This is a genomic window from Methanobacterium veterum (assembly GCF_000745485.1).
Classification (GTDB): domain Archaea; phylum Methanobacteriota; class Methanobacteria; order Methanobacteriales; family Methanobacteriaceae; genus Methanobacterium_D; species Methanobacterium_D veterum.
The window spans coordinates 616335-632320 of record NZ_KN050693.1 but is presented as its reverse complement, the minus strand read 5'-3'; the positions used below and the strand labels follow the sequence as shown (position 1 = coordinate 632320).

17 protein-coding genes are annotated in these 15986 nt (G+C 33.8%); 6 read left to right on the top strand and 11 right to left on the bottom strand.

From position 1 onward, the window contains the following. Positions 1 to 362 precede the first annotated feature (362 nt). The 9 genes from EJ01_RS13310 to EJ01_RS13270 form a co-directional block, all read right to left on the bottom strand. Entirely contained in the window at positions 363 to 914 is a 552-nt protein-coding gene (locus tag EJ01_RS13310; protein ID WP_048080692.1) for a hypothetical protein, read from the bottom strand. A gap of 386 nt (positions 915 to 1300) precedes the next feature. Then, on the bottom strand, positions 1301 to 2344 hold the full coding sequence (asd, locus tag EJ01_RS13305; protein ID WP_048080693.1) for an aspartate-semialdehyde dehydrogenase: 1044 nt from the start codon (positions 2342 to 2344) through the stop codon (positions 1301 to 1303). A 121-nt stretch (positions 2345 to 2465) separates the two neighbouring features. Continuing rightward, positions 2466 to 3623, bottom strand: a complete 1158-nt coding sequence (locus EJ01_RS13300) for a phospholipase D-like domain-containing protein (protein ID WP_048080694.1) — start codon at positions 3621 to 3623, stop codon at positions 2466 to 2468. Between the two features lie 53 nt (positions 3624 to 3676). Further along, positions 3677 to 4498 (bottom strand): 4-hydroxy-tetrahydrodipicolinate reductase, encoded by an 822-nt coding sequence (gene dapB, locus EJ01_RS13295; protein ID WP_048080695.1) that lies wholly within the window; start codon positions 4496 to 4498, stop codon positions 3677 to 3679. Positions 4499 to 4715: 217 nt separating this feature from the next. Continuing rightward, positions 4716 to 5609, bottom strand: a complete 894-nt coding sequence (gene dapA / locus EJ01_RS13290) for a 4-hydroxy-tetrahydrodipicolinate synthase (RefSeq protein ID WP_048080696.1) — start codon at positions 5607 to 5609, stop codon at positions 4716 to 4718. After that, positions 5606 to 6826: an aspartate kinase gene (locus EJ01_RS13285; protein WP_048080697.1), complete on the bottom strand. Its 1221-nt coding sequence runs from the start codon at positions 6824 to 6826 to the stop codon at positions 5606 to 5608. The genes dapA and EJ01_RS13285 overlap by 4 nt, the downstream gene beginning before the upstream one ends. 38 nt (positions 6827 to 6864) lie before the next feature. Then, the gene (locus EJ01_RS13280) at positions 6865 to 7056 is read right to left on the bottom strand and encodes a 30S ribosomal protein S17e (protein WP_048080698.1); all 192 of its coding nucleotides are present in this window, start codon (positions 7054 to 7056) and stop codon (positions 6865 to 6867) included. After that, on the bottom strand, positions 7049 to 7354 hold the full coding sequence (locus EJ01_RS13275) for a chorismate mutase (RefSeq protein ID WP_048080699.1): 306 nt from the start codon (positions 7352 to 7354) through the stop codon (positions 7049 to 7051). The genes EJ01_RS13280 and EJ01_RS13275 overlap by 8 nt, the downstream gene beginning before the upstream one ends. 35 nt (positions 7355 to 7389) lie before the next feature. Further along, entirely contained in the window at positions 7390 to 8256 is an 867-nt protein-coding gene (locus tag EJ01_RS13270; protein ID WP_048080700.1) for a shikimate kinase, read from the bottom strand. Between the two features lie 431 nt (positions 8257 to 8687). Between EJ01_RS13270 and EJ01_RS13265 the strand changes: the two genes are divergently transcribed. From EJ01_RS13265 to moaC, 4 genes are all read left to right on the top strand, one after another. Beyond that, entirely contained in the window at positions 8688 to 8948 is a 261-nt protein-coding gene (locus EJ01_RS13265) for an MJ0307 family thioredoxin (protein WP_048080701.1), read from the top strand. Between the two features lie 64 nt (positions 8949 to 9012). Beyond that, positions 9013 to 10071 carry a cobalt-precorrin-5B (C(1))-methyltransferase CbiD gene (cbiD, locus tag EJ01_RS13260; RefSeq protein WP_048080702.1) on the top strand — a complete coding sequence of 353 codons (1059 nt, stop codon included), beginning with the start codon at positions 9013 to 9015 and terminating at the stop codon, positions 10069 to 10071. A 70-nt stretch (positions 10072 to 10141) separates the two neighbouring features. Beyond that, entirely contained in the window at positions 10142 to 11212 is a 1071-nt protein-coding gene (locus EJ01_RS13255) for a glycosyltransferase family 4 protein (RefSeq protein ID WP_048080703.1), read from the top strand. Between the two features lie 288 nt (positions 11213 to 11500). Next, entirely contained in the window at positions 11501 to 11974 is a 474-nt protein-coding gene (moaC, locus tag EJ01_RS13250; protein WP_048080704.1) for a cyclic pyranopterin monophosphate synthase MoaC, read from the top strand. Positions 11975 to 11995: 21 nt separating this feature from the next. On the opposite strand, the gene EJ01_RS13245 is transcribed toward moaC, so the two are convergent. Beyond that, the gene (locus EJ01_RS13245; protein ID WP_052376185.1) at positions 11996 to 12349 is read right to left on the bottom strand and encodes a DUF5518 domain-containing protein; all 354 of its coding nucleotides are present in this window, start codon (positions 12347 to 12349) and stop codon (positions 11996 to 11998) included. A gap of 424 nt (positions 12350 to 12773) precedes the next feature. After that, positions 12774 to 13112 (bottom strand): rhodanese-like domain-containing protein, encoded by a 339-nt coding sequence (locus EJ01_RS13240; RefSeq protein ID WP_048080706.1) that lies wholly within the window; start codon positions 13110 to 13112, stop codon positions 12774 to 12776. Positions 13113 to 13303: 191 nt separating this feature from the next. Here EJ01_RS13240 and EJ01_RS13235 point away from each other — a divergent pair, with 191 nt between their 5' ends. Continuing rightward, positions 13304 to 15397, top strand: a complete 2094-nt coding sequence (locus tag EJ01_RS13235; RefSeq protein WP_211251410.1) for a DEAD/DEAH box helicase — start codon at positions 13304 to 13306, stop codon at positions 15395 to 15397. A gap of 50 nt (positions 15398 to 15447) precedes the next feature. Further along, complete coding sequence (locus EJ01_RS13230; RefSeq protein ID WP_048080707.1) at positions 15448 to 15984, top strand: DUF2115 domain-containing protein; 537 nt, start codon at positions 15448 to 15450, stop codon at positions 15982 to 15984. The last annotated feature ends 2 nt before the right edge of the window (positions 15985 to 15986 follow it).

The window sequence follows — 15986 nt, the reverse complement described above, 5'->3', positions numbered from 1 at the left end:
AATTATATAGCTATCGTTGTATCCAATTAGTGACGATTATCACTAAGTTATAACTGAATATCAATTAGAATGAGATATTGCGATCATTATATATAAATATAATGTCCTGTTTTTGTGAAATAGGATATATACAAACTTAAAATTTAATAATAACGTATTTATACTTCTTAATTAATATTAAATCAATTAAATTGTATTAAATCCAATGTTATTTAATGTATTAACTTATATAATAAAAAGTATTCCCATATAACTGAATTAATCAAATAAGAAGCTCATTAAAAAGAGTTTAAGGTTGTCATATTAATAAATTTAACAAAATTAGTAATGTTAATGAAAATCATAAATTAAAATTAAAATTTTTAAGTAGCTGTATAAGTGATTTTTGTGGTGTAAGTACCAGGTTCAGTACCTTCAGGAATTGTTAAAAAATAATTCATATGATAGGTCTTACTACCAACAAGTAAATAAGCATACGTCCCTACTAACTCATTACTCGTAGTAAACGATTTTTTGGTTGTAGTAGAACTTGAATCAGGAGAAGTATATTTAAAATTACTTAATGGGATACTATTACTGCCGCTTTTAAAATCACCACTTGCACTAACATAAAGACTAGCAGTTATTCCCACTGCGCTTACAGTAACATTTGTAGCATTGATATATGTATGTTCAACACCATCAGCCATTAAACTTCCAAAATTGATAGTTGATGGAGTTTCAGTGACACTCACCCATATAGACATTGGTTGAACTGCAGCATTCTTTGTTACATTTGTTTTTGTAATATTAGTTGATGTGCTATTTCCAGTTATATTTGAGGAATTAGAATCATCTGCATATACTGAAAATATACTTACAATTAAGATAGTTAAAATTAAAGTGATACAAAAAATATTGTACGATTCTCGCATAAAATTCCCCATGGTTATTCAATTTATATCACAAAAAATATCCATTTCTGTGAATATAATCACGTATAATTTATATTATTTCAACTAAATTGTGAGTATAGTCCCTATTTAAAAAAGGGTATATATAAAATTTATCCTAATTAAATCCCCATATTTGTTATATTACTTATCCATATATTTGTTATAAGTTATTTAAAAAATTAAATGTTATGCATAGCTTAAAAAGGTAATAAGTTAATAAACAAGTGTTATATAAAAATCAGAGAATTATTACTAAAAATTAAAAGAAAGTGAAACTCTGCCAAGCACCAAAATATCAGATTTAACTATTTTACACATTGAGAATCTCTAGAAACTATAAACGCATGAGATTCCCAAGTATACAACTACATTATCTCAGAAATAAGTTCAGCATTCAAAATGGAAGCGCCAGCGGCACCTCTTATGGTGTTATGCCCAACTAGTACATATCTGAGACTGTTATCAAATGCAGCATCTTTCCTTAATCTTCCAACAGTTACAGCCATACCATTATCCGCATTCCTGTCCATTCTTGGCTGTGGCCTGTTTTCTTCTTCCCTAATTACAACAGGGTTTTTTGGTGCAGAGTGGAGATCTAACTTTTGTGGAAGGCCTTTGAAATTACCCATTTGGTTTTTAACATCTTCAATTTCCAAATCATCTTCCATTTCAATGAAAACAGCTTCAGTATGCCCATCAACAACAGCAACCCTGTGACAGGAAGCACTTAATCCGAATGGCGCAGGGACTACAGATTCTCCATCAAATTCACCAAGCAGGTGAAGTGTTTCAGATTCCATTTTCTCTTCTTCGCCGCCGATAAAAGGCACGAGATTATCCACTATTGCCATTGAAGGAACACCATTATAACCCGCTCCAGAAACCGCCTGCATGGTTGAAACATACACCCTTTTTATGTTATACTGATCATAAAGCGGTTTTAAAGTGAGAGTTAAAGCTATAGTTGAACAGTTAGGATTTGTTACTATGAATCCATCCCATCCTCTGTTTTTTTGTTGAATTTCTACTAAATCCAGATGTTCAGGGTTAACTTCAGGTATCACCAGGGGAACATCGGGCTCCATTCTCATTGCACTTGCATTTGATGCTACAATACATGATTTGGCAAACTTCGGCTCAACAATCGCTGCAGTATCTGCTGGAAGCGCAGAAAACACAATATCAACATCTTTAGTTTCTTTAGGGTCTGTATCAACTACAGTAATATCTTTAACACTTTCTGGTATCGAACTATCAAGATACCAAGTTGCGGCGTCTTCATATCTTTTTCCTGCTGATCTTGCAGATGCTGTAAGAGCAGTGATTTCAAACTTTGGATGATCTGCCAAAAGTTCGATGAATCTCTGCCCAACCATTCCAGTTGCTCCGAGAATACCTACGTTTACCATATAATCACCTATAATACAGATTCATAACAAAATATCCTAGAAATGACTTTCCATTTTATTTATGTCATATTATCTTTAATTTACTAAATATATCTAATAATTTATGTTATCTACTATAAATTTATACACCTAATAACTTTATTTTTCCGTCGTTCTTTTGAAGTCCTAATCTTAATTCTCCTTCATGGACCTTTGTATAGCCGTTTGTTATTTCCAGCTTGATACCACATTTAAGTTTTCCACTCGGAATTATATTATCCCAAAGCTCTAAAGTGATATCTCCAGTGTTATCTTTAATTTTAACAAGTGTTAACACTTTACTGCCGTACTTAGTCTCCATTTCAATTACTTCTTCTATACTTACAACTTCTCCATTTATCCTAATTTTACTTAAACCTAGCCTCAAATTATTTATGTTAAATTCATCAGTACCCTTTGATAATTCTTTTATTATGAACTCGCTATGTCCTTCTATCCTGTTAAATTTGCCTGAAATTTCTACTTCATCACCAATTTTAGATGAATTCAAACTTCTGCTATCTCGCAAAAGTTTCACGGCAATATCTTTCCTTGTTTTTCCCAAAACATACGCCTTTTTACTATCCAAATAACCTAAAATTCCATTAAACTTTAAAGTTCCATCGTCCTTTACCCGCATCTTCTCCTGATTCACTATTTTATCAAAGTCCTTTCTGTATCTTTGATATATCCCAGATAGATGGTAAGATTTACATGATAACACATATTCATTATCAGCATATTTATTTGAAGTTTTATGGCTCCATAGCCTGACAAAAAAACCTACTCCATTTTCTACAGCTTTTCGGTCATTTGTATAAATATTTGCTTCGATCTGGGGCTTTCCTTCATAATCTCTAGATGATCCAAGACCGCTTCCAGTTAGATTTGAAGATCCAGCAATCATTTCAGTGTCATCGACAATTATCATCTTTGCATGAAGATTATTATTGTATTTTATAGATATATTATCACCGAAAATACTTTTCCACCTTTCAACATCATCTAATTGATGCAGCCTTCGAAATACATCTTCTTTTTCCAGTTTAGTGATAAGATATACTTCTACATCTTTATTATTAGATAAAGCATTTTCAAAAGGAATGATAAATTCCTCACCAAGCGTGATCCACGGATATACAATATAAATATGATTTTGTGCACCACTTATCATTTCATGAATCTTTCTTAAAGCAGAACGGTCTTCCTTTAAGAAAGTTGGAACAAATTCAGTTACTGGTTCACGTTTCTTAAAAAGCATATATCCCCCTATAAAAAAATAAAAATATCATATAAAATAAGCAAATTATTTTTTTATTTTATACCGAGAACATCTCCCATATCACTTATTTTCTTCGAAGCACCAACAACATATCTTACTGCTTTAATTACTCCAGATACAAATGCCTGCCTGCTGTGTGCTCTGTGGACAATTTCAATTCTTTCTCCTTCACCTGCAAAAAGTACAGTGTGGTCTCCAACGATATCTCCACCACGGACAGCATGTATTCCGATCTCTTCAGGAGTACGTGCACCTACCATTCCCTGCCTGCCGTAGACGCCGCATTCATTCGTATCTCTTCCAAGTGCCTCTGCCAGAACTTCATATGCTTTAACTGCAGTTCCAGATGGTGCATCAGCTTTATGCTTGTGGTGAGCTTCTATTATCTCCACATCATAATCATCTTTTAAGATTTTAGCAAGGTCTGCAATGATTTTAAAGAATACATTCACACCCACTGCCATATTTGGAGCGATAACTGCCTTAATATTATTTTTTTCTATAGCATTTTTCATTTCTTCCATTTGCTCGTCTGAAAATCCAGTTGTACCTACAACTACATTAACGCCACATTCTGCGGAAGTTTTGATTGTACCTACGGCTGCATTTGCTATAGTAAAATCAACAAGCACATCTGGCTTCTTTTCAGTTAGAACTTCAGCAAGTTTTTCAGCGCCGTTTACAGGAACACCTAGGGTTCCCACGCTGATTACTTCACCCACATCCTTTCCCTCAAAAGGAGTATTTGGTGCTTCTATTGCTGCTACAACTTTCATATCATCCTGTTCAAGTATGGTCCTAATTATTTTAGAACCCATTCTTCCGCTTGCGCCTGTTACAGCCACTCCAATCATTTTATCAATCTCTCCAATATTTAATATTTTGATTCAGAAAATCATTGATTTCGACCTAAAATTTTCTATTTCAGGCATAATATCTTTGATTTTTACCAACTTCCCTATAAAAATTATAAAAAAACCCGAAAAACATAGTTTTTGAGGGAATTTTTGAGTAATTATAAAAAATTAAATTAAATAATAGTTTTTAACGGATGTGCTAAAAAATAATAATTTAAATTAAATCAAGGTTTTTAAGCACTTCTTTTAATTTAGCCTTGTTTTCCTCATTAAGAGGTGCAAGAGGCATCCTTACATTACCTGCTGGCCTTCCCATCATACTTAAAGCTGTTTTTGCTGGGACTGGGTTTGTCTCAATGAATAGAACTTTCATGAGATCATAAAGTTCGTAATGGGATTCAGATGCAGATTCAAAGTCCCCTTCCAATGCATAATTAACCAGCTGGCTCATACGCGCTGGATCAACATTTGCAACAACACTTATCACTCCTTTTGCACCCAAAGCTATCATAGGAAGTGTAAGATCATCATTTCCAGATAGAACTGCGAATTTATCAGTTTTACCTATTTCATCAATTTTTTTAATTATTTGAGATACTTTATCCAGGTCAGGGTTTGCTTCTTTAATAGCAGCAATGTTGTCAAGTTCTGCAACTTTTCCTATAGTTTCAACGTCTATATCTGTACCTGTTCTTGAAGGTACATTGTAAACTATTATAGGAATATTTGTAGATTCTGAAAGTAATTTATAATGCTCATAAAGGCCATTTTGCTGCGGTTTATTGTAATAAGGTGTTATAACCAGTGCTCCATCTGCACCTATATCTTCAGCATGTTTAACAAGCCCAAGAGCTTCCTTGGATGAATTACTACCCGCACCGGCGATAGTCGTAACTTTACCATCAGCTTCATCAATTAAAATATCTAACAGCTTTCTGTGCTCATCGTGAGATATTGTAGCTGATTCACCAGTTGTTCCTGCAGCTAATATCCCATTAACGCCGTTTTCTATCAAATAATTTATGTTTTCACGAATCCCTTCTTCATCTATCTCATCGTTTTTCGTGTATGGAGTCACCATAGCCACGGTCGTACCTTCAAATTTCATTTTAAGACACCTTTTACAAGTTCATAAGCCTTATTACCATCATCCCAATCCACAAAAAGAACAACAGAAGTCTGACTTGAAGAAATCTCAACAATATTTATTTTACTTTTTTGTAAAGGTTCAGTTATTTCTGCTATTACTCCAGGAGTGTCTATAAAATCCTGACTTGCAACAGTTATCATTGCAATTTCTCTTCCCAGAGAAAGAGAACTTAAATCATCAGTTGTTACAACAACCTCATGGAGAACTTCATGAGCACGGTCTGAATCAGATTTATTAACGAATACAGTTATGGAATTTTGACCTGTAGAAATTCCATAGATGTTAATTTTATGTTTTGCAAGAGTATCTGTGATTTTTGACAAAATTCCAGATTTTGTTAAAATCTCTTCCCCAACAACAGCGATAACAGATATAGGTTCGCTGTTTATGGTCGCACATTTAATTAATTCATTATTAGATGGACCCATTATTTCAGTCCCGGGAGTAGATAAATCTCCTTTCTCATATCCAATTATTTTAGCATCTATTTTTGGATCTTTGTATTTCAAAGCATGAGGATGTAATACCTGTGCTCCATGAGTAGCAAGGTCCCTCATTTCTTCAACAGAAATTTTATCAAGCTTTTTAGCAGAGAGAAGTTTGTTTGGATCTGTAGACATTACTCCATCAACATCAGTTACAATAATAACTTCCTCAGCTTTGAGGCAGTGCCCCAGTAAGAATGCTGTTATGTCACTTCCTCCTCGCCCTAAAGTTGTGATATTCCCTGATTCATTTTTTCCAAGGTATCCGCAGACTACAGGAATTATTCCCTCATCTACCATCTCTTTAATCTTGCTTGATTTTTCTTCTGTTACTTCAAAGTTAATTTTTGCACTTAAAAAATTGTTATCAGTAATTACGGGCCAAGCATCTGCATATGGATCTACATATTCGGATTTAACACCTAAAGATTCGATAGTTGATGAAAATATTCTAACACTGGTCATTTCTCCCATTGAAACAACTTCAGCAAGCTGTTTGTCTGTTATAGATTTTCCCATAGCAGTATCTACAATTTTTAAAAACTCATCTGTCGTTTTATTTATTGCAGATACCACAACTACCATCTTTTTACCCTTCATGTATTCATTTACAACTGATTGCGCTGCTTTTTTAATCCGTTCACCATTACCAACGGATGTTCCTCCGAACTTGGCCACTATAATTCCCATTAACTGTCACACCTGAAATCTATTGATATCTATAAGATCTATTGAGGTCCTTGTTTTACTAGTCTAGTTACATATCCTGCAATTTTATTTCTAAGATGTTTTGTACTTACAGTAGAAAATTCTTCTACTAATTTTTTATTTTCATCAAAATCTGTGGTAAATTTACCCTCATATGTTTCTACTAATTCTTTTGCAGTTCTTTTTACGAATGATGTTCTTATGTTACCCATTAGTATTCCTCCTAAGTATTTTTTCTTGTTCTTTTTTGCTTAATTCCATCAAAATTTTCATTATTTTATTGATGAAGTCTCCATCTATTTCTTTCTGTTTGGAGATCTTTTTAATTTTATCTTGAATAAAATCTTCTCTTTTCTTATCTTCTATATCCATACCAAGAGCCATTTTTGCACTGACAATATCCTTGGCAAGAGATGTTCTTTTTTCTATTAAATATATTAGTTCTTCATCTATTTTATCGATTGCGACTCTAGATTCTTGAAGAACTTTTAAAGCTTCTGCTCTATCCACTTTTTCACCTTAATTTGTTTAAAAAAGGAGACTTATTAACTCAGAATTTCCTTCGTGCCTTCATTATCAACTTCAGTATGTATAATGTTGCCTTCATAAGAGCTCCATGAGTCTAAAACATTATCTAAAGCGTCATCATCAGTTACAGCTACAAACGAAGGCCCCGTACCGGATAATCCGGCCGCAATTGCACCTGCACTTAATGCATCAAGGGCAATATTAGGATTAAATTCAAGAGCTGCACAATATAAAAGTCCATTTAAAGTTAGAGCTTTATATATATCACCTTTTAAAGCCTGGTCAAATGCAAGCTTGACATAAGGTGAGAGAAGTTTCATCTTCAAAATATCAGATTGTGCAGTAAGTGATTTTTTATCTGGCATATATATTAATATATTTTGCTCTTCCATGTCTTGCTTTTTCAAAATTTTTCGATTCATGTTGTCGGTTACAGTTAATCCTCCAAAAAAGGAAGCACTTGCATCGTCAAATGCACCTGTAATAGTAACACCCGCCTCTAACGAGGCATCTATAGCTAAATTTAATACGTCTATATCCGACATATGATAATCAGAACCATATTCCTTTGATAAAGCTGAAACAGTGGCCCAAGTAACTGCATTTGAAGTTGCACTGCTGCTTGAAAGTCCAGATGCAACTGGAAGATCAGAATATGTTTTAACTCTAACTCCAGTATCAATATCAAATTTATGGAGAACGCTTTTAACACATAGCTCCATTAAACTTGTGTCTACATCTTTATCTGACTTACATATTATATTTGATGATTTTAATTCCACTTCTGCAGTTACATAACGTCTAATACCAAATGCAGAACCACAACCAGTGGCTATAGCATTTATAACTGTTGCAGAACCTGGCGATTTAACAATTGTTTTCAATATATCACCTTTAGGTGTTATCATTATTCATAACTAAATAAGAAGATTATGATATGTACTTTTATAACTCCTAATATTTAAATAAAATAGACATTACCCTTTTAAAATCATAATTTCATGACAATCCCATTTTAAATCTAATTCGTATGGTAAAAATATAATGCAAAAACAGAAATTAAGGATAAATGAGAAAAAAATAAACCAATAATGTGTTGAATGACTTTACTGCGCCCCTAAACTTAACTAGTTTAGAAAAACTTAGACTATCACTTAAAAGATACACTTCAACATGTTTTTATCTGCAGTAACTTGCGGGTTAAATTTAAATCTTAAAAAAACCAAATAGATATTTTATTAAAATAGAAATGCTAAAAATATTGAATAAATTGAATAATGTTAAAATAAAAATCTTATATAATGGAGGTTAAATAATGGCTGTTAAAGTAGAAGTATTTACATCTCCTTCATGCCCATACTGTCCTATGGCCATAGAAGTTGTTGACGCAGTAAAAAAAGAAATGCAAGACGATATAGAAGTTGAAAAAATTGATATAATGCAGAATCGTGAAAAAGCAATAGAATATGGCTTAATGGCAGTTCCAGCCGTTGCTATAAACGGTACTGTGAAATTTGTAGGAGCTCCTGAAAAAGATGAGCTAGAAAAAGCTATTAAAGAAGAATTACAATCATAACTTTAGAAAAATGGAAATCCACAGTGCACATCTCATTAATAAGTCCAAAGATACAGGGGAATTAATGAAAAACAATGAAAATTCCCCTTACGGGATTACAACAGGGAGCGCTGCAGCAGCAGCAGCAGTTGCAGCACTTTTAACTATAAATAGAAATATTATATCACAGATAGATATTGAAACTCCTTTTGGAATACTTAAAATTGACATAAATTGTTCAAGGAAAATTAATTCTAATTCTGGAAGGGCATGTGTAGTTAAAATGCCCTATAATGACCCCGATGTCACCACAAACCTTAAAATATGTGCTGACGTGAAAATAACTGAAAACAATGAAATAAAAATTAAAGGCGGGGAAGGTGTTGGTAAAGTAACCAAACCAGGTTTACAGATCCCAGTTGGAGAACATGCTATAAATCCTGTTCCAAGACAGATGATAAAAACTAATCTCCAAAAGGTGCTCCCTAAAGGAAAGGGAGCAGAAGTTACAGTATTTGTCCCAAAAGGAGAAGAAATTGCAAAAAAAACCATGAATTCTCGTCTCGGTATAACCGACGGTATTTCAATTCTTGGAACTACTGGTATCGCAAGGCCTATGTCTTCTAAAGCTTATAAAGAATCTTTAGCCTGCCAGATTGATGTTGCAGTGGCTGAAGGATATGAAGATCTTATCTTCGTGCCAGGTAACATTGGAGAACGCCTTGCAGTTAAAATTTTAGATGCCCCTAAAGACAAAATAGTCCAGATGAGCAATTTTGTAGGTTACATGTTAGACAAAGCTGAAGAAAAAGGCATCAGCAAAATTATATTATTTGGACACGCAGGTAAACTCATTAAAATCGCTGCAGGTATTTTTAACACTAAAAATAGTGTTGCAGATGGAAGAAGAGAAATAATAGCAGCATACTGCGGACTTTTAGGTGCAGACAAAAAGTTAATAGGATCTATTTTTAAATCTAAGACTACAGAAGACATGATAACTATTCTTGATAAAGAAAACATGACCTTCTCTGTTTTTGAACTCATAGGTAAATCTATAAAAGAGAAATGTCAGGAAAAATATAACATAGATTTTGACATAATTATCGTTACAATGAACGGCAGAATTTTAAATAAACAGTAACTGCTTTTAAATTATAATTAAATAAATTTATAATTTTTACAATGATATAACTTAATTTAAGGTGAACATAATGAAGATATGTATGGTTGGCCATTTTCCACCCCATTTAGGAGGTATTTCTTCATATACCTATCTTTTATCCAGAGAACTGGTAAATCGAGGGGATAAAGTATGTGTACTCACATATCCCCATGAAAATATTTCTGATATTGAAGGTATTCCTGTTTTTACAGCCCCAACTGTAAATATTAAGGGTATACGAGGATTTTTATTTTCAATATCTGCCACTTTTAAGCTTTTGAGCATGATTAGAAAATATAACATTGATCTTATACACGCCCATTACGTTATGCCTCCGGGATTAATAGCAGTTATTTGCAGTATGTTTTCAGGGACTAAAACGGCGATTACGATACATGGCTCGGATATATTTGTCCTGGCACGTAAACCCCTGTTAAAATCGATAATTAAATTTATTTTAAAAAGATCAGATTATGTATTCGTTGTAAGTGATTCGCTCAAAGAAAATGTCCTTAAGTTAGGCATCGAAGGACTTGAAGATAAACTATCAATCACCTACAATTCAGTAGATGTTGAACGATTTAGACCAGATCAAATGGGCACATTTAAAGAAGAAATGCATATAAACCCACAAAAGCCAGTTGTGCTTTTTGTTGGTAATTTAGTGTGGCAAAAGGGTGTTGAATATCTTATACGGGCAAAAGAATTCCTCAATGTAGATGCAGAAATAGTGATTGTTGGAGACGGACCCCTTCTTGAGGAACTCAAGGGCATTGTAGAATTCGAAAAAATAGAAGGAATTACTTTTACAGGTGCGAGAAATGATATTGAAGATATAATGCCTTCAGCAGATGTTGTAGTAGTGCCTTCGGTATCTGAAAGTTTTGGTATTGTGATTTTAGAGGCTATGGCGTCTGGTAAACCCGTAGTTGCAACTAAAGTTGGAGGAATTCCAGAAGTTGTAAATAAAAAGATTGGAATACTTATAAATCCCGAAGACCCAGTAGGACTTGCAGAAGCAATTAATAAAATACTGCAGGATAAAGAACTTAAAGAGAACATGGGAAAAAATGCAAGGGAACAGGTAATGAAATATTCAAGTATTGAAATTCCCTATTGATTAACACTCATAAAATTAATAGTGAATTACCAGATAATTTAGATTAATAATTGATCTAAAAAAATGTATTTACGTGGTTTAAACCTCTAAAATTTTGTTAACAAAATTTTGGGGTTCAAGAAATGATATACATTTCTTTCAACCTGCAAAAAATCTTTGATTTTTTTGACGGCTGTCAAAAATGAAAGTTTTGACGTATCGAAAATCTACGATTTTCGGATATATTTAAAATTAAGCGTTTAAAAAGTCACGTAATTCACTATAATAATTCACTAGGAGCTGACTTAAATGGAAGAAAAATCATTTACACACCTTTCTAAAAAAGGTGTTCACATGGTAGAAGTATCAGATAAACCAGTTGTAAAAAGAACCGCTGTAGCACAGGGTAAGATCTACTTAAATGCAGAAACAATTCAACTTATAGAAAAAGAAGAAATTAAAAAAGGTAATGTCCTTACTACGGCCCAAATTGCGGCTATTGGAGCTGTAAAATCAACACACCACCTGATTCCTCTGTGCCATTCCCTTAAAATCACAGGTGTCGATGTAAAATTCGATGTAAAACCCCAATTTATACAGGCCGAAGTCAGTGTAACTTCCCTCGGAAAAACTGGTGTTGAAATGGAAGCTTTAACAGGTACAAGCGTGGCACTTTTAACTGTATGGGACATGGTAAAAAGTGTTGAAAAAGATTCTGAAGGTCAGTATCCTTCAACCAAAATTTCAGATATAATTGTTGTTAAAAAAGAGAAAAAAGGGTAAAATTATCCCTTAACTTATTTTCTATCCTTTTATTGCTCCACCTATAGCTCCGCCAATTCCCATAAGGATTAAAGACTGAATTATTGCAACTACTACAACTACCAGTCCCACTGCAGCTCCTGCTAAAAATCCTGCAATACCTAAAAACAGTGTTCCTCCAATAACAATCAGTATGGCTGCTATTATTCCACCAAATGCACCTGCTATAGCGGCATTCCACGCGCCGTTTAAGGCCCCATCACCGACCATTAAACCGACGATTAGTCCAGCTATAAACAATCCAAAGTAATTTCCTCCGCTAAACATTGCGCCAAATAGCCATGACAATATTATCGATAGAACAAATCCTATAACTACTGCTCCCCAATTTACCATCAGATACCTCCTTTAGATACAGAGTGATATATACTAATTTATTTTTAATTTTTAATAAACTTTTCTCTTTAAATGCCATAACTGGTTGAATTAAGATTAAAATAAGTATTGTAAAAAATAATAGGTTTATTTAACTGATTTATTCAGTTAATAAATTAAATAGCCATATTATTTAGGAAATGAATCCTGAAAAAGAATTATGTACCCTTAAAGCATATTATAACTAATTCATCTAATTCAAACTATACAAATAATAATTATTTTATCTTATTCCAAATACTTAACCAAAGTTACTCCAAATTTGAAACTTCTCCCTAAATATTAAGTTATAAGTTGGCCGGATTTAGCTGAACATTTCAATCATTTAAAATTATAAATAAAAATAGAACTTCACTCAAATTTAGATACAAATCAAGTTTAAGAATTAGTCTGTTCCACCTACAAGGGGAAGTCTACTTATTTTCCAGGCCACAAAACCACCTAATATATTATAAGCTCCATCAAAGCCTGATTCTTTCATTTTACCCATAAAATATTCGCCTCTAGCACCACTTTTGCAATATATAATATAATTCTTATTTTTATCCAGCTTTTCTGCCTTTTCCTGGAAATGATGTCCATGATAATCCAGATTTTCTGCTCCAGGAATGTGTTCTTTTTCAAATTCATCCTCAGGTCGGATATCCAGAATAGTTATTTTATTACCTTTCTCTTCCATTAATTTAAGTGCTGCTTTTGGAGTTACGGTTTGAAATACAGGCATGATAAACACTCACTAACTATCTTTATGTATGATTATATTCCTGATCACTATTATTTTTTTCTAATTATAAAGAATATCAAGCAAAAATAAGAGGGAATTAATAGTTTTTAACTTATTGAGGGCATATAACCAGATTGTTAAATGAATATTTAAAGGTATACTATAAAAAGCAGTACACACTATTAATTTCTATGGAAAAAGTAGATCAGAAAATCAGAGATATAATCAGTGATTGCTATCCAAAGATTAAAGAACTAAATCCAGCGCAAAAAGCGGTTTTAGATTCAGGATTACTTGAAAATAAGTCTAATTATATAATAGCAATTCCCACTGCAAGTGGAAAAACACTTCTTGGAGTAATTGCTGCATTAAATACAATTTTAAACGGTGGAAAGGTTGTATATGCCGCGCCGCTCATATCCATACAGAATGAAAAACTGGCAGAATTCAAGAAGTTTGAAAAATTTGGTATAAAGGTAGGGAAACACCCCAAATTTTCAGACCTCTCAGTTATGGTCTTTGAATCATTTGATGCTATCACCCGTTTTTCATGGAACAATTTAAGAGAAATGGATCTTCTGATTATTGACGAGTTTCACATGATTGGTGAATACTCAAGGGGCCCAACAATTGAATGTGCACTAACACGATCAAAAATTATCAATCCAGCCCTAAGAATCATTGCACTTTCAGCAACACTTAAAAATATGGACGAGCTTGCAAGCTGGCTGGATGCAGAAATTGTGGAACATGATTACAGGCCGGTTCCACTTTATAAGGATGTCCTTATAACTGAGGAGCTTGGAGTTAAAAATAAAAATGATGCTGTTTTAAAAGTTTTAAACGAATCCATTGAAGATTCATCCCAGATCCTTGTTTTTGTATCTACAAGACGGTTTACAGAAGCTCTTGCAAATTTTATCTCAGGTAAAGTGAAAAAGAAAATTCCAAGGGATAAAAAACTTGCATTTAGAGCCGTAGCCCAAAAAATACTGGACGTGCCAAGGAAAAGGGGGTCACGCCCAACTTCAGTGTGTCTAAAACTTGCAGAATGCATTGAAAATGGAATAGCATTCCACCACGCAGGCCTTTTTGACAAGCAGAGGGAAATAATTGAAAATGAGTTTAGAGAAGGCAACCTTTACATGATAACCGCTACTCCAAGTCTCATGTACGGGGTAAATCTCCCATCTAAAAATGTTATAATACGAGATTACACTCGCTGGACATCCAGAGGTCCTCAAAGTATCCCCGTATTTGATTATGAGCAGATGTCAGGCCGTGCAGGTCGACCGGGATATGATACTGAAGGGTATTCCTATTTAGTTGCCAAAAGTATGGATGAGGGCTACAACTTAAAAGACCATTATGTATATGGAGAAATAGAACTTACATCCTCCAAACTCATAGAAAATAAAGACGCTGTTTTCAGGCAGATAATAGCACAGGTTGCATCTTCACTTGCCAAAACTCCACAGGAAATAACAGAATTTTTCAGTGAAACATTCTATGGTTATCAAATGAACTGCAACGAGTTTTTCGGCGCTCTAGCAGTAGATACAATGGAATACGAAATAAACAGTGCACTTGAGTTCCTGATTCAAAACGGGATAATCCAACTTACTCCTGAAGGGCTTAAAACAACAGATTTTGGAAATTTAATTGCAAGAAGCAACTACACAGTTGAAACTGCAGTAAGACTTAAAGAATACGCCAAAAGAGCTTCAGATCTTGATATTTACCAGCTTATTTATGACATTTCAAGGACTCCAGATATGCCTAAAATCTCATTTAAAAGCCGTAAAAGTAAAGAACCAGTGATGGACAAGCTGAATGAATATGGAATATTTGCCTGCGATATCAGCAACGATGAAGCTACAACTGCCGCTCTTTTAGAGTGGATAAATGAGAGAAGTGAGTACGGAATAGAAAATGCGTTTAATGTGTACGCTGCAACCACAAGAAGGGCTGCTTATGAAGCTTCCAGAATGGTAAAGTTCTTTAAAGAAATTTGCCATGTTCTAGACAACTATTCACACTCTAACGACCTCGATAAGTTGTCAGCACGCCTTTACTATGGAGTCCGCGAAGACATCATTCAACTTGTTGTCAGTGTTAAAAGACTGGGACGTAAACGTGCCCGAGCTCTTGTAGAAGCTTTCGGAACTGATTTAAGTTACGTTTCAGAGAAAGAACTGGTTAAAATAGAAGGTATAGGACCTAAGACTGCTGAATCCATAATGAACAAGTTTGGAAAAGGCAGGCTTGCAAAATTTGAGCCTTAAACCAGCTTATTATTTTTAATTTGATTTATAAACAGCTTCATGGAGTTTAAATGGTAAATAAACTAGAAGACCTTGATTTTACAGGCCAAATAACAGTAAAAGAACTATTACTTGTTCTTAAAAAAGAAGCCTCAGATATCTCTGTGACAGATATCATGACTGCCCATTCTTACTTGGTGGCTGAAGGAAAATATGTACAGGGAAATTACAGGAAAGAGTACCTGCAGGCATATGTAAAAGGATTTATTCTGCGGTTAAAAGAAATAAAAAATAATCAAAATAAATTTGAAGGCACGGTAAATGCCTGCGAGCTTAAAGAAGCTGTTGAACTCCTGAATGAACAGGAGCAGGCGCTGATTAAAATAAGGTCAAGAGAATCACATTTCTTTAAAATTTATAAAATTATATCCATCTACACAACTTTCATCCTAGATGAACCAATACATATAGTCGGGACACCATTTCCAGGTGGTTTTAAAGTTAAATATGAAAATGGAACATATTTTTGCCCTGTAAAAGATAAACAAAAGGATAACCCGGGCGCTGTTTGTGGATTCTGTATCGCTGAACAGGATGAAGACATGTGAAA

Excerpts from the sequence above, each read along its gene's own strand:
- cbiD (WP_048080702.1), top strand. The coding sequence starts at position 9,013 with ATGAAAAACAATGAAAATTCCCCTTACGGGATTACAACAGGGAGCGCT.
- EJ01_RS13280 (WP_048080698.1), bottom strand. The coding sequence starts at position 7,056 with ATGGGTAACATAAGAACATCATTCGTAAAAAGAACTGCAAAAGAATTA.
- EJ01_RS13300 (WP_048080694.1), bottom strand. The coding sequence starts at position 3,623 with ATGCTTTTTAAGAAACGTGAACCAGTAACTGAATTTGTTCCAACTTTC.
- EJ01_RS13265 (WP_048080701.1), top strand. The coding sequence starts at position 8,688 with ATGGCTGTTAAAGTAGAAGTATTTACATCTCCTTCATGCCCATACTGT.
- EJ01_RS13240 (WP_048080706.1), bottom strand. The coding sequence starts at position 13,112 with ATGCCTGTATTTCAAACCGTAACTCCAAAAGCAGCACTTAAATTAATG.
- moaC (WP_048080704.1), top strand. The coding sequence starts at position 11,501 with ATGGAAGAAAAATCATTTACACACCTTTCTAAAAAAGGTGTTCACATG.
- EJ01_RS13310 (WP_048080692.1), bottom strand. The coding sequence starts at position 914 with ATGCGAGAATCGTACAATATTTTTTGTATCACTTTAATTTTAACTATC.
- dapA (WP_048080696.1), bottom strand. The coding sequence starts at position 5,609 with ATGAAATTTGAAGGTACGACCGTGGCTATGGTGACTCCATACACGAAA.
- EJ01_RS13285 (WP_048080697.1), bottom strand. The coding sequence starts at position 6,826 with ATGGGAATTATAGTGGCCAAGTTCGGAGGAACATCCGTTGGTAATGGT.
- EJ01_RS13230 (WP_048080707.1), top strand. The coding sequence starts at position 15,448 with ATGGTAAATAAACTAGAAGACCTTGATTTTACAGGCCAAATAACAGTA.
- asd (WP_048080693.1), bottom strand. The coding sequence starts at position 2,344 with ATGGTAAACGTAGGTATTCTCGGAGCAACTGGAATGGTTGGGCAGAGA.
- dapB (WP_048080695.1), bottom strand. The coding sequence starts at position 4,498 with ATGATTGGAGTGGCTGTAACAGGCGCAAGCGGAAGAATGGGTTCTAAA.
- EJ01_RS13255 (WP_048080703.1), top strand. The coding sequence starts at position 10,142 with ATGAAGATATGTATGGTTGGCCATTTTCCACCCCATTTAGGAGGTATT.
- EJ01_RS13245 (WP_052376185.1), bottom strand. The coding sequence starts at position 12,349 with ATGGTAAATTGGGGAGCAGTAGTTATAGGATTTGTTCTATCGATAATA.
- EJ01_RS13235 (WP_211251410.1), top strand. The coding sequence starts at position 13,304 with ATGGAAAAAGTAGATCAGAAAATCAGAGATATAATCAGTGATTGCTAT.